General features: G+C 61.2%; 21 protein-coding genes and 1 pseudogene. 8 read left to right on the top strand and 14 right to left on the bottom strand.

What is annotated here, in order from left to right:
- Positions 1 to 5: 5 nt before the first annotated feature.
- The 4 genes from DM813_RS02910 to exbB form a co-directional block, all read right to left on the bottom strand.
- Positions 6 to 926 carry a hydrogen peroxide-inducible genes activator gene (locus DM813_RS02910; protein WP_128321929.1) on the bottom strand — a complete coding sequence of 307 codons (921 nt, stop codon included), beginning with the start codon at positions 924 to 926 and terminating at the stop codon, positions 6 to 8.
- Between the two features lie 93 nt (positions 927 to 1,019).
- Entirely contained in the window at positions 1,020 to 1,757 is a 738-nt protein-coding gene (locus DM813_RS02905; protein ID WP_128321928.1) for an energy transducer TonB, read from the bottom strand.
- Positions 1,754 to 2,179, bottom strand: coding sequence for a TonB system transport protein ExbD (gene exbD, locus DM813_RS02900; RefSeq protein WP_128321927.1), 426 nt, complete (start codon positions 2,177 to 2,179; stop codon positions 1,754 to 1,756). Before exbD ends, DM813_RS02905 begins: the two co-directional genes overlap by 4 nt.
- Positions 2,180 to 2,182: 3 nt before the next feature.
- On the bottom strand, positions 2,183 to 3,160 hold the full coding sequence (exbB, locus tag DM813_RS02895) for a tonB-system energizer ExbB (protein WP_128321926.1): 978 nt from the start codon (positions 3,158 to 3,160) through the stop codon (positions 2,183 to 2,185).
- 196 nt (positions 3,161 to 3,356) lie between these two features.
- On the opposite strand from exbB, the gene DM813_RS02890 reads away from it, so the two are divergent.
- Positions 3,357 to 4,214, top strand: coding sequence for an SDR family oxidoreductase (locus DM813_RS02890; protein WP_128321925.1), 858 nt, complete (start codon positions 3,357 to 3,359; stop codon positions 4,212 to 4,214).
- Positions 4,215 to 4,226: 12 nt separating this feature from the next.
- On the opposite strand, the gene DM813_RS02885 is transcribed toward DM813_RS02890, so the two are convergent.
- From DM813_RS02885 to DM813_RS02865, 5 genes are all read right to left on the bottom strand, one after another.
- The gene (locus DM813_RS02885; RefSeq protein ID WP_128321924.1) at positions 4,227 to 4,961 is read right to left on the bottom strand and encodes a hypothetical protein; all 735 of its coding nucleotides are present in this window, start codon (positions 4,959 to 4,961) and stop codon (positions 4,227 to 4,229) included.
- Positions 4,962 to 5,018: 57 nt separating this feature from the next.
- Complete coding sequence (locus DM813_RS02880) at positions 5,019 to 5,399, bottom strand: RidA family protein (protein ID WP_045186183.1); 381 nt, start codon at positions 5,397 to 5,399, stop codon at positions 5,019 to 5,021.
- Positions 5,400 to 5,422: 23 nt separating this feature from the next.
- Positions 5,423 to 7,531 carry a bifunctional GTP diphosphokinase/guanosine-3',5'-bis pyrophosphate 3'-pyrophosphohydrolase gene (gene spoT / locus DM813_RS02875; RefSeq protein WP_128321923.1) on the bottom strand — a complete coding sequence of 703 codons (2,109 nt, stop codon included), beginning with the start codon at positions 7,529 to 7,531 and terminating at the stop codon, positions 5,423 to 5,425.
- Positions 7,532 to 7,591: 60 nt separating this feature from the next.
- Positions 7,592 to 7,858 carry a DNA-directed RNA polymerase subunit omega gene (rpoZ, locus tag DM813_RS02870; RefSeq protein WP_028942466.1) on the bottom strand — a complete coding sequence of 89 codons (267 nt, stop codon included), beginning with the start codon at positions 7,856 to 7,858 and terminating at the stop codon, positions 7,592 to 7,594.
- Positions 7,859 to 8,042: 184 nt separating this feature from the next.
- Positions 8,043 to 8,921, bottom strand: a complete 879-nt coding sequence (locus tag DM813_RS02865; protein WP_128321922.1) for a LysR family transcriptional regulator — start codon at positions 8,919 to 8,921, stop codon at positions 8,043 to 8,045.
- 243 nt (positions 8,922 to 9,164) lie between these two features.
- Here DM813_RS02865 and DM813_RS02860 point away from each other — a divergent pair, with 243 nt between their 5' ends.
- The 4 genes from DM813_RS02860 (at position 9,165) to DM813_RS02845 (ending at position 14,516) form a co-directional block, all read left to right on the top strand.
- A complete protein-coding gene (locus DM813_RS02860) occupies positions 9,165 to 10,547 on the top strand; it encodes a glutamine synthetase family protein (protein ID WP_128321921.1) in 1,383 nt (460 codons plus the stop codon).
- An 18-nt stretch (positions 10,548 to 10,565) separates the two neighbouring features.
- Positions 10,566 to 12,059 carry an aldehyde dehydrogenase gene (locus DM813_RS02855; protein ID WP_128321920.1) on the top strand — a complete coding sequence of 498 codons (1,494 nt, stop codon included), beginning with the start codon at positions 10,566 to 10,568 and terminating at the stop codon, positions 12,057 to 12,059.
- Positions 12,060 to 12,073: 14 nt separating this feature from the next.
- Entirely contained in the window at positions 12,074 to 12,853 is a 780-nt protein-coding gene (locus tag DM813_RS02850) for a gamma-glutamyl-gamma-aminobutyrate hydrolase family protein (RefSeq protein ID WP_128321919.1), read from the top strand.
- A 112-nt stretch (positions 12,854 to 12,965) separates the two neighbouring features.
- Positions 12,966 to 14,516, top strand: coding sequence for an APC family permease (locus DM813_RS02845; protein WP_128321918.1), 1,551 nt, complete (start codon positions 12,966 to 12,968; stop codon positions 14,514 to 14,516).
- Positions 14,517 to 14,537: 21 nt separating this feature from the next.
- Here DM813_RS02845 and gmk read toward each other — a convergent pair whose 3' ends face one another.
- Together gmk and DM813_RS02835 are read right to left on the bottom strand one after the other, a co-directional pair.
- Positions 14,538 to 15,158, bottom strand: a complete 621-nt coding sequence (gene gmk, locus DM813_RS02840; RefSeq protein WP_128321917.1) for a guanylate kinase — start codon at positions 15,156 to 15,158, stop codon at positions 14,538 to 14,540.
- A 13-nt stretch (positions 15,159 to 15,171) separates the two neighbouring features.
- Entirely contained in the window at positions 15,172 to 16,035 is an 864-nt protein-coding gene (locus DM813_RS02835) for a YicC/YloC family endoribonuclease (protein WP_128321916.1), read from the bottom strand.
- Between the two features lie 241 nt (positions 16,036 to 16,276).
- On the opposite strand from DM813_RS02835, the gene rph reads away from it, so the two are divergent.
- Positions 16,277 to 16,999, top strand: coding sequence for a ribonuclease PH (rph, locus tag DM813_RS02830; RefSeq protein ID WP_045186166.1), 723 nt, complete (start codon positions 16,277 to 16,279; stop codon positions 16,997 to 16,999).
- A 24-nt stretch (positions 17,000 to 17,023) separates the two neighbouring features.
- Positions 17,024 to 17,392 (top strand): DUF4870 domain-containing protein, encoded by a 369-nt coding sequence (locus DM813_RS02825; protein WP_128321915.1) that lies wholly within the window; start codon positions 17,024 to 17,026, stop codon positions 17,390 to 17,392.
- 153 nt (positions 17,393 to 17,545) lie between these two features.
- Here the strand turns inward: DM813_RS02825 and DM813_RS02820 are convergent, their stop codons facing one another.
- Positions 17,546 to 18,325, bottom strand: a complete 780-nt coding sequence (locus DM813_RS02820; protein ID WP_028942456.1) for an exodeoxyribonuclease III — start codon at positions 18,323 to 18,325, stop codon at positions 17,546 to 17,548.
- A gap of 80 nt (positions 18,326 to 18,405) precedes the next feature.
- Here DM813_RS02820 and pyrE point away from each other — a divergent pair, with 80 nt between their 5' ends.
- Positions 18,406 to 19,047 (top strand): orotate phosphoribosyltransferase, encoded by a 642-nt coding sequence (gene pyrE / locus DM813_RS02815; protein WP_010225878.1) that lies wholly within the window; start codon positions 18,406 to 18,408, stop codon positions 19,045 to 19,047.
- Between the two features lie 42 nt (positions 19,048 to 19,089).
- Here the strand turns inward: pyrE and argB are convergent, their stop codons facing one another.
- Positions 19,090 to 19,995, bottom strand: a complete 906-nt coding sequence (gene argB, locus DM813_RS02810; protein ID WP_128321914.1) for an acetylglutamate kinase — start codon at positions 19,993 to 19,995, stop codon at positions 19,090 to 19,092.
- A 29-nt stretch (positions 19,996 to 20,024) separates the two neighbouring features.
- A pseudogene (locus DM813_RS02805) lies at positions 20,025 to 21,401 on the bottom strand (phosphomannomutase/phosphoglucomutase); the annotation flags it as partial.
- Positions 21,402 to 21,476: the final 75 nt, after the last annotated feature.

Below are 21,476 nucleotides of genomic sequence, written 5' to 3'. Positions count from 1 at the left end.
GTTCCTTACGCGCTCACAGGTGGCTTGGCCACCGAACACAGCCGGATGGAGTCGGCGAGGATCTCGATTGCCTTGGGCCGCGGGAAGCTGGCGCGCCAGGCGATGGCCACGGTACGGAACGGCGCCGGAGGGCTCAGCGGGCGAACTTCGATAACGCCGGGCGCATAGTGGTGGCTGTGCACTGCGGACAGCGGCAGGATCGATACACCGAGGCCGGAGGCGACCATGTGGCGGATGGTTTCCAGCGAACTGGACTCGACCGTGGTGTGCTTGGCGCCGTCGCTGCCCTTGGTCAGGGTCGGGCACGCTTCAAGCACCTGGTCACGGAAGCAGTGGCCCTCACCGAGCAACAGCAGGCTCTTGTCGTTGAGCAGGCTGGCGTCGATGGTTTCCTTCTTGGTCCAAGGGTGTTCGCTGGGCATCAGTACATAGAAGGGCTCATCGTACAGCGGCAAGGTCAGTACATCGGCTTCATTGAACGGCAGGGCAATGATCACCGCGTCCAGCTCACCGTTGCGCAGCTTGTCGCGCAGGATGTGCGTGAAATTTTCTTCGATGTACAACGGCATCTGCGGTGCGACCCGGTGCAGTTGCGGGATCAGGTGCGGGAACAGGTAGGGGCCGACGGTATAGATTGCACCGACTTTCAGCGGTGCAGTCAGCTGGTTTTTACCGGCCTGGGCCAGCTCGCGAATGCCTTGGGCCTGCTCGAGCACCTTCTGGGCCTGGGCGACAATGCCTTCACCCACCGGGGTCAGGCGTACGGCGCTTTTGCTGCGCTCGAAGATCAGTACACCCAGCTCATCCTCAAGCTTTTTCACGCCCACCGACAGGGTCGGCTGGCTGACATGGCAGCGCTCGGCGGCATGGCCAAAGTGTTGCTCTTGGGCGAGGGTGACGATGTAGCGCAATTCTGTGAGGGTCATAACGTGCGTCCATGAAGTTGCGGCCCCAGCATAGCGGCTGCAATCGATAGACGCACGTTATCAGAGTTGCTTGTTTGTGACAGAAACAAAGCGTCAGCGCTTGTCCAGCGAGTAGACGAATGGTGCGATCACTTCGATGCTGCCGTTGTTAAGCAATTCCTTGGGCGGTGGTGGTACCGGTTGGGCGCGACGGATCATCTCCAGGGTCGCCCGATCCAGTGCTGCACTACCCGAACCTCCAGCCAATGCGTACGACAGAATCTTGCCTTCACCATCAACCACGAAACGCAGCCGGTTAATGCCTTCCATACGCATGCGCCGGGCGTTTTCCGGGTAGCGCTTGTACTTGGCCAGGTGGCGCAACAGGTCGCTCTGCCAGGTCGGCAGGGCGTTGCTGTTACTGGCAATGCTTGGGGCCGGTGCCGCAGATTTCTGCGCAGGCGCATTACTAGGCGGTGTATCGACCACATCTTCGTCAGCAGGCTTTTCCTGCGGCGGCTCAGGCTTTTTCTCTGGCTTGGGCGGCTGCGGTTTGGCCTTTGGCTTTACCGGTTTGGCAATGGCGATTTTCGGCTTCGGGGCCTCGACCAGTTTCGGCAGCGGCGGTTCTTCGACCGGTGCTGGCGGCTGTGGTGGGGTCACCACCTTGGGCGGCGGTGGAGGTGCCGGTTCCGGTATCGGCGCCATCTGGATCATCATCGCCGCAGGCGGCAATTCGATCGCCTGGGGCACCGACCAATTGAGCGTCAACAGGACGGCGATGGCATGGATACCCAGCACAATCGCCAGACTACCGCTGTAACGCGCCAGCTTATGCCGCGTCTTGATCATTTCTTGGCTGCCGTCTCAAGCCCGACCAGACCGACTTTCAGGTAACCGGCCGCGCGCAGCGTGTTCATCACTTCCATCAGATCGCCGTAATCCACGCCTTTATCGGCCTGGAAGAAGATCGTGGTGTCCTTGTCGCCCTTGGTCTTGGCGTCGAGCACGGCACCGAGCTGGTCGCGTTGAACCTGATCATCGCCGACGTAAACGTTCTGGTCGGCCTTGACGCTGAGGAAGATCGGCTTTTCCGGCCTCGGTGCCGGTTTGGCAGTCGATGCCGGCAGGTCGACTTTGATATCGACGGTTGCCAGAGGGGCTGCCACCATGAAGATAATCAGCAGGACCAACATCACGTCGATGAACGGCGTGACGTTGATTTCGTGGTTCTCGGCGAGGTCGTCGCCACCTTCGTTAAGATGCAGGCCCATGGATTACCCCACTTTCACCATGTGAGGTGCAGTGGCGCGGTCACCTGGCTGGTGGTCCAGGTCACGGCTGACCAGCAGCAGGACTTCGGCCGAGGCGTCGGACACCTGAGCCTTGTAACCGGCGATGGAGCGGGCGAAAACGTTGTAGATGACTACGGCCGGAATCGCTGCAACCAGGCCCAGAGCGGTAGCCAGCAGGGCCTCGGCGATGCCTGGGGCTACGACGGCGAGGTTGGTGGTCTGGGTTTTGGCGATGCCGATGAAGCTGTTCATGATGCCCCATACGGTACCGAACAGACCGACGAAGGGCGCGGTGGAACCGATGGTGGCCAGCACGCCGGTGCCGCTGCTCATGTTACGACCGCTGGCCGCTACCAGGCGCTCGAGGCGGAAGCTGACACGCTCCTTGATGCCTTCTTTTTCGCGGGCATTGGTGGACAGGCGCATTTCGTCCAGGGCGTCGTGAACCAGCAGGTGGGCCAGGGTGCCTTCCTTGCTGGCGCCATCGCTGGCTTCCTTGAGGGTGGTGGCCTTTTTCAGTGCGGCGATTTCGCCACGCAGGCGGCGTTTGGCACCCAGCAGCTCGAAGCCCTTGGCGATCCAGATGGTCCAGGTGATGATCGAGGCGATCGCCAGGCCGATCATGACGATCTTGACCACGATGTCGGCGTTTTTGTACATGCCCCATGGCGACAGGTCGTGGGCCATGCCCAGGCTGGTTTCTTCAACCAGGCCTTCTTCACCGGTATCTGGTACCTGGCCTTCTACTGCAGGCGCCGGGATGGCAGCCGGGTCAGCCGGGGTAGCGGCAGCTTCGGTGCCCGGTGCCGCAGGGGCAACGGCAGCAGCAGGGGCGGCGACGGGCGCTGTCGGCTCATCAGCCATCGCAGCCGGGGCCAGCACCAGGCTGAACATCAGCGCGGCAATGGCGCGCCATGCGCGCGGCGTGGTTGGCGAAGCGGAAGGTTGGATACGTGTCATGCTGGCCGGACCTGATGAAGAAGAAAGAGGGGGTTGTCCTTCCAGGCCTCGATACAGGCCGAGAACAAAAATTCGGCAGCCATTATTGCAAGTAATTCTTGTTAGCAGAAGTAATAAAGTTACTTTTTTTCCATCATAGCTAGCCGCCTATCGATTTATTTGGATAGGCTGGGTCTTTGATTTGCGGAGTTTCGGGATGTCTGCGCCTTCTGTTTTGATCGTCGGATGTGGTGATGTCGGTAGTCGCCTTGCCAAGCAAATGCTGGCCTGCAACTGGCAGGTGAGCGGTTTGCGACGCAGCGTCGACAAATTGCCTGCCGGGGTGACGCCCGTGGCTGCAGACCTGCTTGAAGCGCAGTGCCCAGTCACCTGGCCAGTCGATACACCGGACTACGTAGTCTACTGCTCGGCGGCCAGCCAACGTGACGAGGCGGGCTATAAGGCAGCCTACGTCGAGGGCCTAAGACATGTCCTTAGCTGGTTGGTCGAGCGTGGTCAGAAGCCGCGGCGCTTGCTGTTCGTATCCAGCAGTGGTGTCTATGCCCAGCAAGATGGTGAATGGATTGATGAAGCGTCGGAAGCTAAACCGGAAAATTATCGGGGTAGGGTGATGCTTGATGCTGAAAAGCTAGCCTTGGCCAGTGATTTGCCAACAACCATCGTACGGCTGACGGGTATTTACGGCCCAGGGCGCGTGTCGACCATTGAACAGGTCCGTCAGGGCTACCGGGTTACCGAAGAGCCACCGCTGTATGCCAATCGGATCCATGCCGAGGACGCTGCCGGCCTGCTCGCCTTTCTGATCAAGGCCGATGACCAGGGCCAGGCGTTGGAGGACTGTTACATCGGTGTGGACGACGCGCCGGCGCCGTTGGCCGAAGTAGTAGCCTGGTTGCGTCAGCACATGGGCGTCACAGAGTGGTCGGAGCAGGAACGGGTGCGTCGTACCGGTAGCAAGCGCTGCAGCAACGCCCGGGCGCGGGCACTGGGCTGGGCGCCACAGTTCCCGAGCTACCAGGAAGGCTATGCGGCAATCCTGGAGGGGCGTACCTGATACCGCAGCGGATCAGTCGCGCTCGAGCAACCACTGGCGAGCGCCAGGCTGCAGCTGCGGCTTTTCATCCGGTTGCGCGCTGTTGGTGGCGCGCAGGATTTCCAGCTGGTCACCGTCGCGCTTGAATATCCACGGCGCACCTTGCTTGTTGCGCTCCAGCCAGAGGCTGTCGTTGCCGCCGCTCATGTCGGCGCAGTCACCTGCCAGGCACAGCGCATAGCGGTCCAGGTTGGGCAGGCCGTCAACGCTGCCGTTGTCACGGAAATGCACCTGGCCGCCCTGGCCCGGGCCTTCGATGATTTTCCACTCTCCGCCCAGATACGCACTGTAGAGCGCCTGCTCAAACGTGGTGCCGGTGCGTGCACCCATCGGCGCAGGTGTGCGGGCCTTCTCGAACTTCTGTTGCGGTGCCCACTCACTGGTGTTCTGCACCAGTTCGTCGCCATCCAGGGTCAGTATTTCGTCGTGGTTGTCACCGAAGTCCACCTGGTATTGCTTTTCACCGGGCTTGAGCTGTCCTTCGGCGATTTCGAAACCGTTGTCGAAGCTGGCCTGTCCGGCAGCGACGTTGACCTTCCATTCGAAATTGGGGCCGTTGTCCTGCAGGGCCTGGCGCAGGCTGACGCCTTTGGCGGCGGTATCGATGGCTTTCTGGTTGATCCAGATGCCGTTGTAGTCTTCAGGTTTGTGGCTGGCGCATCCGCTCAGCAGTGCGGCAGCCAGGGTCAGGGCGAGCGCGTGGCGCATGGCGGGGTCCTTTCCGGGGCAAAGCAGGGCGAGCCGGTCGGCTCGCCGCGCGGGGTATTACTCGAGGACCAGGATCGCGTCCATTTCAACTTGCGAACCACGTGGCAGGGCGGCTACACCGATAGCGGCGCGCGCTGGGTACGGCTGCTCGAAGTACTTGCCCATGATCTCGTTGACCTTGGCGAAGTGGCTCAGGTCGGTCAGGAAGATGTTCAGTTTGACGATGTCTTTGAACGAACCGCCGGCAGCTTCAGCAACGGCCTTGAGGTTTTCGAACACCTGAACGGTCTGGGCTTCGAAGCCTTCAACCAGTTCCATGGTTTTCGGGTCCAGCGGGATCTGGCCGGACATGTACACCGTGTTACCGGCCTTGATCGCCTGGGAGTAGGTACCGATGGCGGCTGGGGCCTTGTCACTGGTGATGACGGTCTTGGACATGATGACTCCTTGCTGTTTTAGGGCTACGTGCGCATGCGGGTGATGCGGATCACGCCTGTCAGTGCACGCAGTTTCTTGATCACGCGGGCCAGGTGCACACGATCGTGCACGCTGACCACCAGTTGGACCACGCTGATGCGACCATCGCGCTCGTCCATGCTGATTTTCTCGATGTTGCCGTCGGCGGCATTGACGCTGCTGGCCAGCAAGGCGATCAGGCCGCGTTGGTGTTCCAGCTCGACGCGCAGTTCGACGTTGAATTCGCCGGTGACATCCTTGGCCCAGGACAGCTGCACGCATTTTTCCGGGTTGTGGCGGATTTCACTGATGTTGCGGCAGTTTTCCAGGTGCACGACCATGCCTTTACCGGCCGACAGGTGGCCGACAATCGGGTCGCCCGGGATCGGCGTACAGCATTTGGCATAGCTGAGCACCAGGCCTTCGGTACCGCGAATCGCCAGCGGGCCTTCCGGTGTGGGCAGTTGTTCGCCTTCGCTGGACAGCAAGCGGCGGGCGACGACATAGGCCATACGGTTGCCCAGGCCGATGTCTTCGAGCATGTCCTCGATCTGCTCCAGGCGGTACTCGCTGAGCATGGCCTGAATGCGTTCCTGGGGAATCCGGTCGAGTGCACTGTCGAAGCCGTTGAGGACCTTGTTCAGCAGGCGTTCGCCCAGGCTGATGGACTCGGAGCGGCGTTGCAGCTTGAGCGCATGGCGGATGTGCGTGCGGGCCTTGCCGGTGACCACGAAATTGAGCCAGGCCGGATTCGGCCGGGCACCTGGCGCGCTGACGATCTCGACCGTCGAACCACTTTGCAGGGGTTCGGACAGCGGGGCCAGGCGGCGATTGATCCGGCAGGCAATGCAGCTGTTGCCAACGTCGGTGTGCACTGCATAGGCAAAGTCGACCGCGGTGGAGCCTTTGGGCAGCTCCATGATGCGGCCCTTGGGCGTGAACACGTAGACCTCGTCCGGGAACAGGTCGATCTTCACGCTTTCAATGAATTCCAGCGAGTTGCCGGCACGCTGCTGCATTTCCAGCACGCCTTTGACCCATTGGCGGGCACGGGCATGGGTGCCTTTGGGCTGCTCGTCGTCACTGGATTTGTACAGCCAATGCGCGGCGATGCCGTTGTTGGCCATTTCTTCCATTTCGCGGGTGCGAATCTGGATCTCGATGGGCACACCGTGCATACCGAACAAAGTGGTGTGCAGCGACTGGTAGCCGTTGGCCTTGGGGATCGCGATGTAATCCTTGAAGCGGCCAGGCAGCGGCTTGTACAGGTTGTGCACGGCGCCGAGCACGCGGTAGCAGGTGTCTACCTTGTCGACGATGATGCGGAACGCGTAGACATCCATGATTTCGTTGAAGGCCCGGCGTTTGCCGCGCATCTTCTTGTAGATGCCATAGAGGTGCTTCTGGCGGCCGCTGACTTCGCCTTCGATACCGTCCACGGCCAGGCAGTGGGCCAGCGACTCTTCGATCTTGTTGACGATTTCCTTGCGGTTGCCGCGGGCGCGTTTGACGGCCTGGTAGATGCGTGCCGAGCGCATCGGGTGCATGGCCTTGAAACCCAGGTCTTCGAATTCCACGCGAACACTGTGCATCCCCAGGCGATTGGCAATGGGGGCGTAGATTTCCAGGGTTTCCTTGGCGATGCGCCGACGTTTTTCGCCGGACAGCACCTCGAGGGTGCGCATGTTGTGCAGACGGTCGGCCAGCTTGACCAGGATCACGCGGATGTCCCGGGCCATGGCCATGGCCATTTTCTGGAAGTTTTCCGCCTGGGCTTCGGCCTTGGTTTCGAAGTTCATCTGGGTCAGCTTGCTGACCCCGTCGACCAGTTCGGCGACGGTTTCGCCAAATTGCGAGCAGAGGGCTTCTTTGGCGATGCCGGTATCTTCGATCACGTCATGGAGCATGGCGGCCATCAGGCTCTGATGGTCCATGTGCATGTCGGCAAGGATGCTCGCCACCGCCAGCGGATGCGTGACGTAGGCTTCGCCGCTGCGACGGCGTTGGCCGTCGTGGGCTTGTTCGGCGTAGAAGTACGCTCGGCGCACCAGGTTGACCTGGTCAGCGCCGAGGTAGGTCGACAGGCGATCGGCGAGGGCGTCTATGCTCGGCACAGGATTACCTCCTGCCGAGGAAAGGGGACCTGCGCCGTACTGCGTCGACCAGGCATAGGCTTAGACGGCCTCGTTGGCCTCTTCCTCGCTACCGAATGCAAAGGCAGGCTCGACTTCGACAATGGATTCGGCAGCGATGAATTCAGGGGTGCAGATGCCTTCAGCGATTTCACGCAGGGCAACGACGGTAGGCTTGTCGTTTTCCCATGCCACTTTTGGCTCTTTGCCGCCGGTGGCCAGCTGACGGGCACGCTTGGTAGAGAGCATGACCAGCTCAAAACGGTTATCCACGTGTTCTAGGCAGTCTTCAACGGTTACGCGGGCCATGGTCTTCCTCAAGTAGCAAATGCGGTGTTCAGCCCGAATGGGCGAGCGGACTCAATAGTTTAAAAAATCACCAGCCTTTAGGGAAGCGCTGATTTCAATTCGAGCCCGTGATACCGCTGACGATAACCACTTCCGGGGCTCTGGCACAACTGTTTGTGCAGTTGTCGGAATGCCAGTAACGGTTTCACTGGCGACCGAGGGCATCGCGCAGGCGCGGGGTCAGCTCGTCAAACAGGGTCTGCACCGAACGCAAGGCGCGGCAATCCGGGCGCGTCAGCAGCCACAGCTCGGTGTCGCAGCCGGGCAGCGGGTCGCTCAAGGCCTCTACGTCCGGCAGCGTATGCGCCATGTAGTCGGGCAAGGCGGCTACGCCAAGGCCTGCAGTCACCAGTTGGGCAATGGAGGAAATGCTGCTGCAGCGGTAGCGTGGCATCACGCCTGGCAGGTGTTCGCTGCGCCAGACCACCGTGGAGTGGTCCTGCATGGTGTCGTCCGGTGCAATCCAGGGCAGGCTGGCCGGTGCCTCCTTGAGCTTGGTTCGGTACTCCTCGCGGCCGCAGACCACATAGGAGGCCGAACCCAGGCAGCGGCCCACGAGATGCTCAGGCGGCGAGTTGGTCAGGCGCAAGGCGAGGTCGGCGTCGCGACGGCTGAGGTTGGCGAAGGTGTTGGAAGTGGCCAGTTCGAGCGACAGGGCCGGGTAGGCCGGCATGAACTCGGCCAGTGCCGGCAGCAACAGGCTGTGCAGCACGGCGTCGGTGCAAGTCAGGCGCACCGTGCCGCTGACCACCTGTTCGCCGTGCTCGAGTGCCACCCGGGCGGCATCGAGCGCCTGTTCGGCACGTTCGGCCTGCTCGGCCAGGGCCTGGGCGGTGCCTGTCGGAATGTAGCCTTTGCGGCTTTTTACGAATAACGCGGTACCAAGGGCGGCTTCCATGCGCCGAATCGAGCGAAACACCGTCGAAACATCCACTTTCAGCAGCTCGGCGGCCTTGGCCAGCGAGCGTCCGCGTACCAGGGCGAGTACGAGGGAGAGGTCGGCGTGACTGATCTGATATTGCATGGGTGCACTCTTTACTTGCCTAAATGCCAATGTCTGTTGCGCTGGGGCCATTCTATAGTGAGGCAGCAGTCGTGAATCAACTCGCGACGTTGTCAAAATGTGGAACGAAAGTCCTATATGACAACGTTCTGCAGTTCCCCACGATGGGACTACTTAAAAGAACAAACGTAGCCATCGCCGCTCTTCGCAGCGCCGCAGTGCCTCCTCCATAGTCGTACGATAAAAAATCAAAGGTGCCAAGCCATGACGTCGGTCTCCCCGCGCGCCATCCCTCTCGACGAGATGGGTGAATTTCTCAAGGCCTACCCCGAGGTGCAATTTGTCGATCTGCTGATTGCAGACATGAACGGCGTGGTGCGTGGCAAGCGCATCGAACGGGCGAGCCTGGTCAAGGTCTACGAAAAAGGCATCAACCTGCCGGCCTCCCTCTTCGCCCTGGACATCAACGGTTCGACCGTTGAAAGCACCGGCCTGGGCCTGGACATCGGCGATGCCGACCGCATCTGCTTCCCGATTCCCGGCACCCTGAGCTACGAGCCGTGGCAGAAACGCCCCACCGCCCAGTTGCTGATGACCATGCACGAACTGGATGGTGCGCCGTTCTTCGCCGATCCGCGTGAAGTGCTGCGCAGTGTCGTGGAGAAATTCGACGCGCTGGGCCTGGATATCTGCGCGGCCTTCGAGCTCGAGTTCTACCTGATCGATCAGGACAACCTCAACGGCCGCCCACAGCCGCCGCGTTCACCAATTTCCGGCAAGCGTCCGCAGTCGACCCAGGTGTACCTGATCGATGACCTGGACGAGTACGTCGACTGCCTGCAGGACATGCTCGAAGCCGCAAAAGAGCAAGGCATCCCGGCCGACGCCATCGTCAAGGAAAGCGCCCCGGCGCAGTTCGAAGTCAACCTGCACCACGTCGCCGATGCGATCAAGGCCTGCGACTACGCGGTGCTGCTCAAGCGTCTGATCAAGAACATTGCCTACGACCATGAGATGGATTCCACCTTCATGGCCAAGCCCTATCCGGGCCAGGCGGGTAACGGCCTGCACGTGCATATTTCGTTGCTCGACAAAAAAACCGGCAAGAACATCTTTACCAGTGATGACCCCGAGCAGAGCGAGACGCTGCGTCACGCCATCGGCGGCGTACTGGAAACCATGCCGGCATCGATGGCGTTCCTCTGCCCGAACATCAACTCGTATCGCCGCTTCGGTGCCCAGTTCTACGTCCCGAACGCGCCAAGCTGGGGCCTGGACAACCGTACGGTAGCCGTGCGCGTGCCGACCGGCAGCAGCGATGCCGTGCGTATCGAGCACCGGGTTGCCGGTGCCGATGCCAACCCGTACCTGATGATGGCGGCGATCCTCGCCGGCATCCATCACGGCCTGACCAACCAGATCGAGCCAGGAGCGCCCATTGAAGGCAACTCCTATGAGCAACTGGAACAGAGCCTGCCAAACAACCTGCGCGATGCGCTGCGTGAACTCGATGACAGCGAAGTGCTGAACAAGTACATCAGCCCGGACTACATCGACATTTTTGTTGCCTGCAAGGAAAGCGAAATGGCCGAGTTCGAGGTGTCGATTTCCGACCTCGAATACAACTGGTACCTGCATACCGTGTGATGCCCGGAGTATATAACAATGACAATTGCACCACGTGAACACTGGGAACAGCTGTTCCAGACCCTGACGATCGAAGGCCGCGCCTTTGTCGACGGGCAGTACTGCGCCAGTGTCTCTGGTGCAACGTTCGACTGTTCAAGCCCGGTCGATGGCCGTGCACTGGCGCAGATCGCCAGTTGCGACGACGCCGACGCCGAGCGTGCCGTGGCTGCAGCCCGGCGCAGCTTTGACAGTGGTGTCTGGGCGGCGCAAGCGCCGGCCGAGCGCAAGCGTGTACTGATCGCCTTCGCCGACCTGCTGCTGGCCAATGCCCAGGAGCTGGCGCTGCTGGAAACGCTGGACATGGGCAAGCCCATTGCCGACTCGCTGAGCATCGATATCCCGGCGGCGGCCAATGCCATTCGCTGGCACGCCGAAGCCATCGACAAGATTTATGACGAAGTTGCTGCGACCCCGTCCGACCAGCTGGGTTTGGTCACCCGCTCGCCGGTTGGCGTGGTCGCGGCCATTGTTCCGTGGAACTTTCCACTGATGATGGCCTGCTGGAAACTCGGCCCGGCCCTGGCTACCGGTAACTCGGTAATCCTCAAGCCGTCCGAAAAATCACCACTGACCGCGATCCGCATCGCCCAGCTCGCCATTGAAGCCGGGATTCCGGCTGGCGTCCTGAACGTACTGCCGGGTTACGGTCACACCGTTGGCAAGGCCCTGGCCCTGCACATGGATGTCGATACCCTGGTGTTCACCGGTTCAACCCGCATTGCCAAGCAATTGATGGTCTATGCCGGTGAGTCGAACATGAAGCGTGTCTGGCTGGAGGCCGGTGGCAAGAGCCCGAACATCGTTTTTGCCGACGCCCCGGACCTGCAGGCGGCGGCCGATGCGGCCGCCGCGGCTATCGCCTTCAACCAGGGCGAAGTGTGCATTGCCGGTTCGCGTCTGCTGGTCGAGCGCAGCATCAAGGAGCGATTCCTACCGATGGTAGTAGAGGCCCTCAAAGCCTGGAAACCTGGCCACGCGCTGGACCCGCAAACCCGCGTTGGCGCCTTGGTGGACAGCACCCAGCTCGACACCGTGCTGGGCTACGTTGCCGCCGGCAAGGCCGATGGTGCGACGCTGCTGACCGGTGGTGAGCGCGTACTGGAAGACACCTGCGGCGTGTATGTGCAGCCGGCGATTTTCGATGGCGTGACCAACGCCATGCGCATTGCGCGTGAAGAAATCTTTGGGCCGGTGCTGTCGGTGATCACCTTCGACAGCGCTGAAGAGGCAGTGGCCATTGCCAACGACTCGCCCTTCGGTCTGGCCGCGGCGGTCTGGACCAGCGACATTTCCCGTGCCCACAACACGGCGCGCGCCCTGCGTGCCGGCAGCGTCTGGATCAACCAGTACGACGGCGGCGACATGACCGCGCCATTTGGCGGGTTCAAGCAGTCGGGCAACGGTCGTGACAAATCGCTGCATGCTTTTGACAAGTACACCGAACTCAAGGCGACCTGGATCAAGCTGTAAGGGAGGGTGAACCCATGCAAACTACCAATGATCTGCCGCCTTTGATTGGCGTCTCGGCGTGCCGCCAGCAGTTGGGGCACAACTCGTCGCACACCGTGGGCGACAAGTATGTCGAAGCGGCGGGCGTTGCCGGCATTCCGCTGATCCTTCCGGCGCGTGACGAGCCGGTCGACCCGCAGCGCGTGCTAGAGCGCCTCGATGGCATTCTTTTTACCGGTTCGCCTTCAAATATCGAGCCGCATCATTACAATGGCGCCCCCAGTGCCGAAGGCACGAAGCACGACGTGTTTCGTGACCGGTTGACCCTGCCTTTGTTGCAGGCCGCCATTGCCACCGGCGTGCCGGTGTTCTGCATTTGCCGCGGCTTTCAGGAGTTGAACGTTGCCTTGGGCGGCACGCTGCACCAGCGGGTGCATGAGCTGCCGGGGTTCCTTGATCACCGTGAGCCGCAGGATGCCCCGGTGGAAGTGCAGTACGGCCCCCGCCATAGCGTTACGGTACAGCCCGGCGGGCTGTTCGAGCGGCTTGGCCTGGAACCGAGCTTCATGGTCAATTCGCTGCACGGTCAGGGCATCGATCGCCTGGCCGACAGCCTGCGTGCCGAGGCACTGGCGCCGGATGGCCTGATCGAGGCGGTGTCGTTGAAGACGGCGCCGGGCTTTGTAGTCGGTGTGCAGTGGCACCCCGAGTACCGCCTGGCGGACAACCCGGTTTCACTGCGTTTGTTCCAGGCGTTCCGTGAAGCCTGCCTGGCCCGTGCCAGGGGCGTGCGTCAGCAGGAGAGCGGCCTATGAAGTCATCCGGCTGACCCGGAGCAGACGTAACAGGCAACAGGATTCATTGAGTGCAAGTGGGCGCGCTGCGGGGCGTCCTGAAAAACAATAGTAAAAGCGGCGACAACTACTCATGAGCGAATACGAAGCAGGCCTTTCCCCGGGTTCGGGACAGGCTCGCGCCCAGGCAACTGGTGCATCGGGAGCATCCAAAGGGCTGGCCAAGGGCCGGCTCGGACTGCTGGCGAGCATCGTGCTGGGCATCTCCACCATTGCCCCGGTCTATACCCTCACTGGCGCGCTTGGCCCCACCGTACGCGAAGTCGGCGCCCATCTGCCGGCAGTGTTCATCGTGGGTTTCCTGCCGATGCTGCTGGTCGCGCTGGGTTACCGTGAGCTGAACGCGGCGGAACCGGACAGCGGCACCTCCTTTACCTGGTCGGCGCGGGCGTTTGGCCCGATGATCGGCTGGATCGGCGGCTGGGGGCTGGTGACAGCCACCACCATCGTGTTGTCCAACCTCGCCGGTGTGGCGGTGGACTTTTTCTACCTGTTCATCGGGCAGATACTTGGCAGTCACGAGGTGGCGGCGCTGGCCGATAACCTGTTGATCAACGTTGTCACCTGCTGCGTGTTCATCGCCATGGCGGTGTGGATTTGCTGTCGCGGCATCGCCACCACCATGACCGTGCAGTACGGCCTGGTGGCATTGCAGGTGCTGGTGCTGGTGGGCTTTGCCATGGCAGCCTTCGGTGGTTCGGCCGAGACGCCGCCACTGGAGTTCGACCTGGACTGGTTCAACCCCTTTGGCGTTGAGTCGTTTTCAGCCTTTACCGCCGGCCTGTCGCTGTCGATCTTCATTTTCTGGGGCTGGGACGTATGCCTGAGCATCAGCGAAGAGTCGGTAGGCAGCGGTGATACCCCTGGCCGTGCGGCGACCCTGACCGTGCTGCTGATTCTTGGCCTGTACCTGGTGACGGCGATCGCCACCCTGCAATTTGCCGGCATTGGCGACATCGGCCTGGGCCTGAACAATCCGCGTATCCAGGAAAACGTCTTTGCCCACCTGGCAGGACCGGTGATGGGGCCGCTGGCGATCCTGATGTCGATCGCAGTGCTGGCCAGTACCGCAGCGTCCTTGCAGTCCACCTTCGTGTCGCCAGCGCGCACGCTGCTGGCCATGGGGTACTACGGTGCAGTGCCAGAGCGCTTTGCCAACATCTGCCCGCGCTCGAAGACCCCGCGTTACGCGACGATTTGCGCCGGTGTGGCAGCCGCCGTGTTTTACGTCACCATGCGCACCCTCAGCGAGAACGTACTGGCCGACACCATCACTGCCCTGGGCATGATGATCTGCTTCTATTACTCGCTGACCGCATTTGCCTGTGTCTGGTACTTCCGCCACAGCCTGACCGACAGCCTGCGTCATTTCCTGATGCGTGGCGTCTGCCCGCTGCTGGGCGGCGGCATTCTCTCGGTGATTTTCGTGCAGACAGCCATCGACAGCGCTTCACCGTCATTCGGCAGCGGCTCGCACGTGGGTGGGCTGGGCCTGGTGTTCGTGATCGCAATGATCATCACATTGCTGGGGTTGGGGCTGATGCTGCTGTCGCGCTTGCGGGCGCCGGCGTTCTTCCTGGGCATGACCCTGCAACGCCACGCGACGGTATCCAGCCGCCGTTAAGCGGCTGGAGATGGCGACTGCTCAGGCAAGCAATTGCTTGAGCAGCTCACCGTGACGCTGCTGCTGGTTGGCCTGCAGCAAGCGGTTGGCGCGGAACACTGCCTTGAGGTCTTCCAGGGCCGTGGCGAAGTCATCGTTGATGATGACGAACTCATATTCATCGTAGTGACTCATCTCGCTGACGGCTTCACGCATCCGTCCTTCGATAATCTCGTCACTGTCCTGGCCACGGTTGTTCAGGCGGTGGCGCAGTGCCTCCTGGGTCGGCGGCAGGATGAAGATCGAGCGCGCTTCGGGCATCAGCTTGCGTACCTGCTGCGCACCCTGCCAGTCGATTTCCAGAATCAGGTCGTGACCCTGGTCGAGGGCTTGCTGCAGCGCGCTGCGCGAGGTCCCGTAGAAGTTGCCGAACACCTCTGCCTGCTCGAGGAAGTCGCCTTGCGCGATCATCGATTTGAATTCGGTGTGCTCGACAAAGTGGTAGTTCACCCCGTGCACTTCGCCCGGACGCATGGCCCGGGTGGTGTGCGATACCGACACCTGGATGCTGTTGTCGGCGTCGATCAGGGCTTTGACCAGGCTGGTCTTGCCGGCGCCGGACGGGGCAGAAACGATATAGAGGGTGCCGCTGCTTTGATTCATGGTGGGTGTGGCCTTACTCAATGTTCTGTACTTGTTCACGCATCTGCTCGATCAGTACCTTGAGGTTGACCGCGGACTGGGTGCTGCGTGGGTCGAAGGCTTTGGAGCCCAGGGTGTTGGCTTCGCGATTGAGCTCCTGCATCAGGAAGTCCAGGCGCCGGCCGGCGGCGCCCCCGGATTTGAGTACCCGGCGTACTTCGTTGATGTGGGTGCTCAGGCGGTCGAGCTCTTCCGCGACGTCGCTTTTTTGCGCGAGCAGGACCATTTCCTGTTCCAGGCGCTGCGGGTCGAGCTCGGCCTGCATGTCAGTGAAGCGGTCGAGAATCTTCTGCCGTTGGGCAGCGAGCATCTGCGGCACCAGAGCGCGCAGGGTGGTGACCTCGCTGGTCATGTTGTCCAGGCGCTCGTTGATCAGGCGGGCCAGCTCGGCGCCTTCACGGTTGCGGCCGTTCTTGAGTTCCTTGAGGGCGTCTTCGAACAGGCTCATTGCTTCGTTGTTCAGCGCCTGCGGATCGCTGGCGTCAGCGACCAGCACGCCTGGCCAGGCCAGCACTTCAAGCGGGTTCAGCGGTGCTGGCTGCTTGATCAGGCTGGCCACGGTCTCGGCGGCGGCCACCAGCTGCGCGGCACGCTCGCGGTCGACCTGCAAGGGCTTACCGGCGTTCTCTTCGTTGAAGCGCAGCGTGCATTCCACCTTGCCACGCGACAGCCCTTGGCGCAGCGCTTCACGCACGGCGCCTTCGAGGTCGCGCAGGGCTTCAGGCAGGCGCAGGTGCGGCTCCAGGTAGCGATGATTGACCGAGCGTAGTTCCCAGATCAGGGTGCCCTGGCTACCGGCGCGCTCGACACGAGCAAAAGCGGTCATGCTGTGCACCATGGGAAGTACCTCGCAAAAAAGGATCAAGGAAAAGCCAAGCGGCTGCAAAGGCGCAAGATTGTAGCGCAGTGCGGCGCTGGCTCCCAATCCACTGATGTTACAAACACCCGGACGGCGTCCGGAAAATCCCGACCAACGCCTCTGTGCCGCCTGTTCCGGGGGCTGCGACAATAGACGTGTCCTCAAGCCCCGGCGCGCTCTATAATGCTGGGCAGATTCAAACCCAGTACAGGTATCCCAAATGAAACGTCCAAGTGGTCGCGCTGCCGATCAGCTCCGCTCGATCCGCATCACCCGCAACTACACCAAACACGCCGAGGGATCAGTACTGGTCGAATTCGGTGACACCAAAGTCGTCTGCACCGTCAGTGTCGAGAACGGTGTACCGCGGTTCCTCAAAGGTCAGGGCCAAGGCTGGCTGACTGCCGAGTACGGCATGCTGCCACGCTCCACCGGCGAGCGTAACCAGCGCGAAGCCGCCCGTGGCAAGCAGGGTGGTCGCACTCTGGAAATCCAGCGCCTGATCGGCCGCTCGCTGCGCGCCGCACTGGATATGAGCAAGCTTGGCGACATCACCCTGTACGTCGACTGCGACGTGATCCAGGCCGATGGCGGTACCCGTACCGCGTCGATCACCGGTGCCATGGTTGCCCTGGTTGATGCCCTGCGCGTAGTCAAGAAGCGTGGCGGCCTGAAGGGCGGTGACCCGCTCAAGCACATGATTGCCGCCGTTTCGGTCGGCATGTACCAAGGCGAAGCGGTGCTTGACCTCGACTACCTGGAAGACTCGGCTGCCGAGACCGACCTGAACGTGGTCATGACCAGCCAGGGTGGTTTCATCGAAGTTCAGGGCACTGCCGAAGGCGCGCCGTTCCAGCCTGAAGAGCTCAATGCCATGCTGGCCTTGGCGCAGAAGGGCATGGTCGACCTGTTCGAGCTGCAGCAAGCCTCGCTGGCTGACTGATTTCGACAAGGCAAGGAGCAGAGCATGGACCAGCAGCCGTTACCGTTGCCAACCCCCAATGCCGAGATTCGGCAGTGGGCCATGTTCTGTCACCTGGCGGCCCTGGCGGGGTTGCTGTTCCCGCTTGGCAACCTGCTGGGGCCGCTGGTGGTGTGGATCTGGAAAAAAGACCTCGATCCCTTCATCGATGCCCAGGGCAAGGAAGCGCTGAACTTTCAGATCACCGTGTTCCTCGCCTCGATCATCTGCTTTGCGCTGATGTTCGTGCTGATCGGCCTGGTGCTGTTCGCCGGGCTCATGGTGGCGGTGCTGGTGCTGACCATCATCGCCGGGGTCAAGGCCAACGAAGGCCAGCCCTATCGCTACCCGCTGACCTGGCGGCCGATCAAATAATGATCAGTTGAACGTTTCAAGTAAAAGGCGAGCCTTTTTCATGCCTGGACGTGGCTAATCGTAGGCCTGGCCTCGATCAAACTTTCCCCACCCCGCTGAAACGCCAGACACAAAAAAACCGACATCACGTCGGTTTTTTTGTAGCTGAGCGAATCAGATCGTCAGCGTCCAGTCGTAGTCCACGATCAGTGGCGCGTGCTGGGAGAAGCGTGGCTGACGCGGCAGGCGCGCGCTACGCACGAAGCGACGCAGGCCCGGGGTCAGCAGCTGGTAGTCGAAACGCCAGCCCAGGTTGAGCATCTCGGCCTGTTCGTTGTCCGGCCACCAGCTGTACTGGTCGCCTTCACGGCTGACTTCACGCAGGGCGTCGACATACCCCATGTCACCGACGACGGTGTCCATCCACGCACGTTCCGGTGCGAGGAAGCCCGGCGACTGCTGGCCATCGCGCCAGTTCTTGACGTCGAGCTTCTGCTGCGCCACGTACAACGAGCCGCAATAGATGTACTCGCGGCGCTTGCGGCGCTGTTTGTCCAGGTACTTGGCGAAGTCGTCCATCAACTTGAATTTCTGGTTCAAGTCTTCGTCGCCGTTCATTCCCGAAGGCAGCAGCAATGTTGCAATGCTGACCTTGTCGAAATCGGCCTGCAGGTAACGTCCGTAGCGGTCGGCTGTCTCGAAGCCCAGGCCGCTGATGACTGCCTTGGGCTGCAACCGCGAATAAAGCGCCACGCCGCCTTGGGCGGGAACTTCTGCGTCGCAGGCATAAAGGAAGTAGCCATCAAGCTGGAAAGCTGGGTCGTCGAGTTCAAAGGCCGAGGCGCGGGTATCCTGTAGGCAGATGACGTCGGCATTCTGGGCTTGCAGCCAGCTGAGCAAACCACGCTCGACTGCAGCCTGAATGCCATTTACGTTCACACTGATGATCCGCATAAATGGCCCCAAAAATCTCGTGCGTGTATGATACCCGAGCTGTACTCATTTAGCTAAATCCGTGGTATCCGGGACTCTTCATGCAGCCGTATCAGCGCGACTTCATTCGTTTTGCCATCGACCGCGGGGTTCTGCGCTTCGGTGAATTCACCCTCAAATCCGGGCGCACCAGCCCGTATTTCTTCAATGCCGGCCTGTTCAACAGTGGTTCGGCCCTGGCTCAGCTCGGGCGTTTCTATGCCGCGGCAATTGTCGACAGCAAGATTCCGTTCGACGTGCTGTTTGGCCCAGCCTACAAGGGTATCCCCCTGGCGGCGGCCACTGCAGTGGCCCTGGCCGAGCACCATGACCTCGACCTGCCCTGGTGCTTCAACCGCAAGGAAGCCAAGGCCCACGGCGAAGGTGGCAGCCTGGTTGGCGCACCGTTGACCGGCGATGTGCTGATCATCGACGACGTGATCACCGCGGGCACCGCGATCCGCGAAGTCATGCAGATCATCCAGGGTCAGCAGGCCAAGGCCGCTGGCGTACTGATCGCGCTGAACCGTCAGGAGCGTGGCAACGGTGAGCTGTCGGCGATCCAGGAAGTGGAGCGCGATTTCGGCATTCCTGTGGTCAGCATCGTTTCGCTGACCCAGGTGCTGGAGTTCCTCGCCGACGACCCGGCGCTCAAGCAGCATTTGCCGGCCGTCGAGGCGTATCGGGCCCAGTACGGGATCTGAAGCCAATAAAAAAGGCGACCTTCGGGTCGCCTTTTTTGTGTCTTAGCGCTGCTTGCTGTTGGTGATCAGGGTACCGACACCGCTGTCGGTGAAGATCTCCAGCAGTACCGCGTTCGGCACGCGTCCGTCGATGATGTGCGAGCTGTTGACGCCGCCTTGCACCGCTTCCAGTGCGCAGCGAATCTTCGGCAGCATGCCGCCGTAGATGGTGCCGTCAGCAATCAGTTCGTTGACCTGCTCGGTGGTCAGGCCGGTGAGCACGGTACCTTGCTTGTCCATCAGGCCGGCAATGTTGGTCAGCAGCATCAGCTTTTCAGCTTTCAGTGCTTCAGCGACCTTGCCGGCCACCAGGTCGGCGTTGATGTTGTACGACTCGCCGTTGGCACCCACGCCGATCGGCGCGATGACCGGGATGAAATCACCTTTGACCAGCATGTTCAGCAGGTCGGTGTTGACGCTGGTGACTTCGCCGACATGGCCGATGTCGATGATTTCCGGCGTGGTCATCTCCGGGGTCTGGCGGGTAACGGTGAGCTTCTTCGCACGAATCAGCTCGGCGTCTTTGCCGGTCAGGCCGATGGCGCTGCCGCCATGACGGTTGATCAGGTTGACGATGTCTTTGTTTACCTGGCCGCCGAGGACCATCTCGACCACGTCCATGGTCTGCGCATCGGTAACGCGCATGCCATCGATAAAGTGGCTTTCGATCGACAGGCGCTTGAGCAGATCACCGATCTGCGGGCCGCCGCCGTGTACTACCACCGGGTTGATGCCGACGGCTTTCATCAGGACGATGTCGCGGGCAAAACCGGTTTTGAGCTCCTCGCTCTCCATCGCGTTGCCGCCGTATTTGATCACCAGGGTTTTGCCGACAAAGCGGCGAATGTAAGGCAGCGCTTCGGACAAAACCTGGGCGACATGGGTGGCGGCATCGCGATCGAGGGTCATGCAGGGCTCCAGTTGGAACAGATAGTCAGTCAGAACTTGGGTTGCAGATCAGGAGCAACGCGCTTTAGCTGAGCGCGGAAGACTTCCTGGATACGCTGCAGTTCGGCGTCATTGTCGGCCTCGAAGCGCAGTACCAGCACCGGTGTAGTGTTGGAAGCGCGAACCAGGCCCCAGCCGTGGGGATAATCCACCCGCACACCATCGATGGTGGTCAGGTTGGCATCGTTGCCCCAGTCGGCTTCGCGTTGCAGTGCATCAATGATGCTGAATTTACCTTCGTCGGTCACATCAATGTTGATTTCCGGCGTGCAAATATCGTTCGGGAATGCGGCGAACAGCTGTTCGGCATCGGTTTTTGCCTTGCTGAGGATCTCCAGCAGGCGCGCGGCACTGTAGATGCCGTCGTCAAAACCATACCAACGTTCCTTGATGAAGATGTGTCCGCTCATCTCGCCGGCCAGCAGTGCGCCGGTTTGCTTCATCTTCTTCTTGATCAACGAGTGACCAGTCTTCCACATCAGCGCGCGACCACCGTATTGCTCGATCAGCGGGGTCAGGCGGCGGGTGCATTTGACGTCGAAGATGATCTCGGCGCCCGGGTTGCGCTCCAGCACATCCTGGGCGAACAGCATCAGCAAGCGATCCGGGTAGACGATGCTGCCGGTGTTGGTCACCACACCCACGCGGTCGCCATCGCCGTCGAAGGCCAGGCCCAGGTCGGCACCGGTTTCCTTGACCTTGGCAATCAGGTCGACGAGGTTTTCCGGTTTGCCTGGATCCGGGTGATGATTGGGGAAGTTACCGTCAACTTCGCAGAACAACGGGATCATTTCGCAGCCCAGGGCTTCGATCAGCTGGGGCGCAATCACGCCGGCGGCGCCGTTGCCGCAGTCGACCACGACCTTGAGTTTTTTCGCCAGCTTGATGTCGCCGATGATCTGCGTGAAGTAGCGGTCGAGAATCTCGACTTTTTCCACACGGCCTTCGCCACGGCTCAGGTCGCTGGTTTTCAGGCGGGTCAACAGGGCCTGGATCTGCTCATTGGCCAGGGTGTCGCCGGCGATGACAATCTTGAAACCGTTGTAGTTGGGCGGGTTGTGGCTGCCGGTGAGCATGACACCGGACTTGCCGGCCAGGACGTTGGCGGCGTAATACAGGGCAGGCGTCGGCACCAGGCCGACATCACTGACCTGGCAACCGGCTTCGACCAGACCTTTGATCAGTTGCTCGACCAGCATCGGGCCGGACAGGCGGCCATCTCGGCCGACGGAAATGTTCGGTTCGCCCTGGGCCAGGGTTTGTGCACCGATGGCGCGACCGATCCAATAAGCGGTTTCGGCCGTCAGGGTGTCACCCACCACGCCACGGATGTCGTAGGCGCGGAAGATGCTTTCTGGAAGTACAGGTACCAGGTGTGCCATGTCGTTCATCTCTGGGGAGCTCCATTTTCGAGGGCGTGCAGGGCAGGCTCAAACTGAACG

It is taken from the genome of Pseudomonas alkylphenolica (genome assembly GCF_004025535.1).
GTDB classification, from domain to species: Bacteria; Pseudomonadota; Gammaproteobacteria; order Pseudomonadales; family Pseudomonadaceae; genus Aquipseudomonas; species Aquipseudomonas alkylphenolica_A.
This window is presented reverse-complemented; position numbering and strand designations above follow the sequence as displayed.

What these genes read in the sequence shown, in the direction of transcription:
- DM813_RS02855 (WP_128321920.1), top strand. Translation starts at nt 10,566, where the DNA reads ATGACAATTGCACCACGTGAACACTGGGAACAGCTGTTCCAGACCCTG.
- exbD (WP_128321927.1), bottom strand. Translation starts at nt 2,179, where the DNA reads ATGGGCCTGCATCTTAACGAAGGTGGCGACGACCTCGCCGAGAACCAC.
- rph (WP_045186166.1), top strand. Translation starts at nt 16,277, where the DNA reads ATGAAACGTCCAAGTGGTCGCGCTGCCGATCAGCTCCGCTCGATCCGC.
- DM813_RS02850 (WP_128321919.1), top strand. Translation starts at nt 12,074, where the DNA reads ATGCAAACTACCAATGATCTGCCGCCTTTGATTGGCGTCTCGGCGTGC.
- DM813_RS02835 (WP_128321916.1), bottom strand. Translation starts at nt 16,035, where the DNA reads ATGGTGCACAGCATGACCGCTTTTGCTCGTGTCGAGCGCGCCGGTAGC.
- DM813_RS02880 (WP_045186183.1), bottom strand. Translation starts at nt 5,399, where the DNA reads ATGTCCAAGACCGTCATCACCAGTGACAAGGCCCCAGCCGCCATCGGT.
- rpoZ (WP_028942466.1), bottom strand. Translation starts at nt 7,858, where the DNA reads ATGGCCCGCGTAACCGTTGAAGACTGCCTAGAACACGTGGATAACCGT.
- gmk (WP_128321917.1), bottom strand. Translation starts at nt 15,158, where the DNA reads ATGAATCAAAGCAGCGGCACCCTCTATATCGTTTCTGCCCCGTCCGGC.
- DM813_RS02865 (WP_128321922.1), bottom strand. Translation starts at nt 8,921, where the DNA reads ATGCAATATCAGATCAGTCACGCCGACCTCTCCCTCGTACTCGCCCTG.
- DM813_RS02905 (WP_128321928.1), bottom strand. Translation starts at nt 1,757, where the DNA reads ATGATCAAGACGCGGCATAAGCTGGCGCGTTACAGCGGTAGTCTGGCG.
- DM813_RS02845 (WP_128321918.1), top strand. Translation starts at nt 12,966, where the DNA reads ATGAGCGAATACGAAGCAGGCCTTTCCCCGGGTTCGGGACAGGCTCGC.
- DM813_RS02890 (WP_128321925.1), top strand. Translation starts at nt 3,357, where the DNA reads ATGTCTGCGCCTTCTGTTTTGATCGTCGGATGTGGTGATGTCGGTAGT.
- DM813_RS02885 (WP_128321924.1), bottom strand. Translation starts at nt 4,961, where the DNA reads ATGCGCCACGCGCTCGCCCTGACCCTGGCTGCCGCACTGCTGAGCGGA.
- DM813_RS02910 (WP_128321929.1), bottom strand. Translation starts at nt 926, where the DNA reads ATGACCCTCACAGAATTGCGCTACATCGTCACCCTCGCCCAAGAGCAA.
- DM813_RS02820 (WP_028942456.1), bottom strand. Translation starts at nt 18,325, where the DNA reads ATGCGGATCATCAGTGTGAACGTAAATGGCATTCAGGCTGCAGTCGAG.
- DM813_RS02860 (WP_128321921.1), top strand. Translation starts at nt 9,165, where the DNA reads ATGACGTCGGTCTCCCCGCGCGCCATCCCTCTCGACGAGATGGGTGAA.
- pyrE (WP_010225878.1), top strand. Translation starts at nt 18,406, where the DNA reads ATGCAGCCGTATCAGCGCGACTTCATTCGTTTTGCCATCGACCGCGGG.
- exbB (WP_128321926.1), bottom strand. Translation starts at nt 3,160, where the DNA reads ATGACACGTATCCAACCTTCCGCTTCGCCAACCACGCCGCGCGCATGG.
- DM813_RS02825 (WP_128321915.1), top strand. Translation starts at nt 17,024, where the DNA reads ATGGACCAGCAGCCGTTACCGTTGCCAACCCCCAATGCCGAGATTCGG.
- argB (WP_128321914.1), bottom strand. Translation starts at nt 19,995, where the DNA reads ATGACCCTCGATCGCGATGCCGCCACCCATGTCGCCCAGGTTTTGTCC.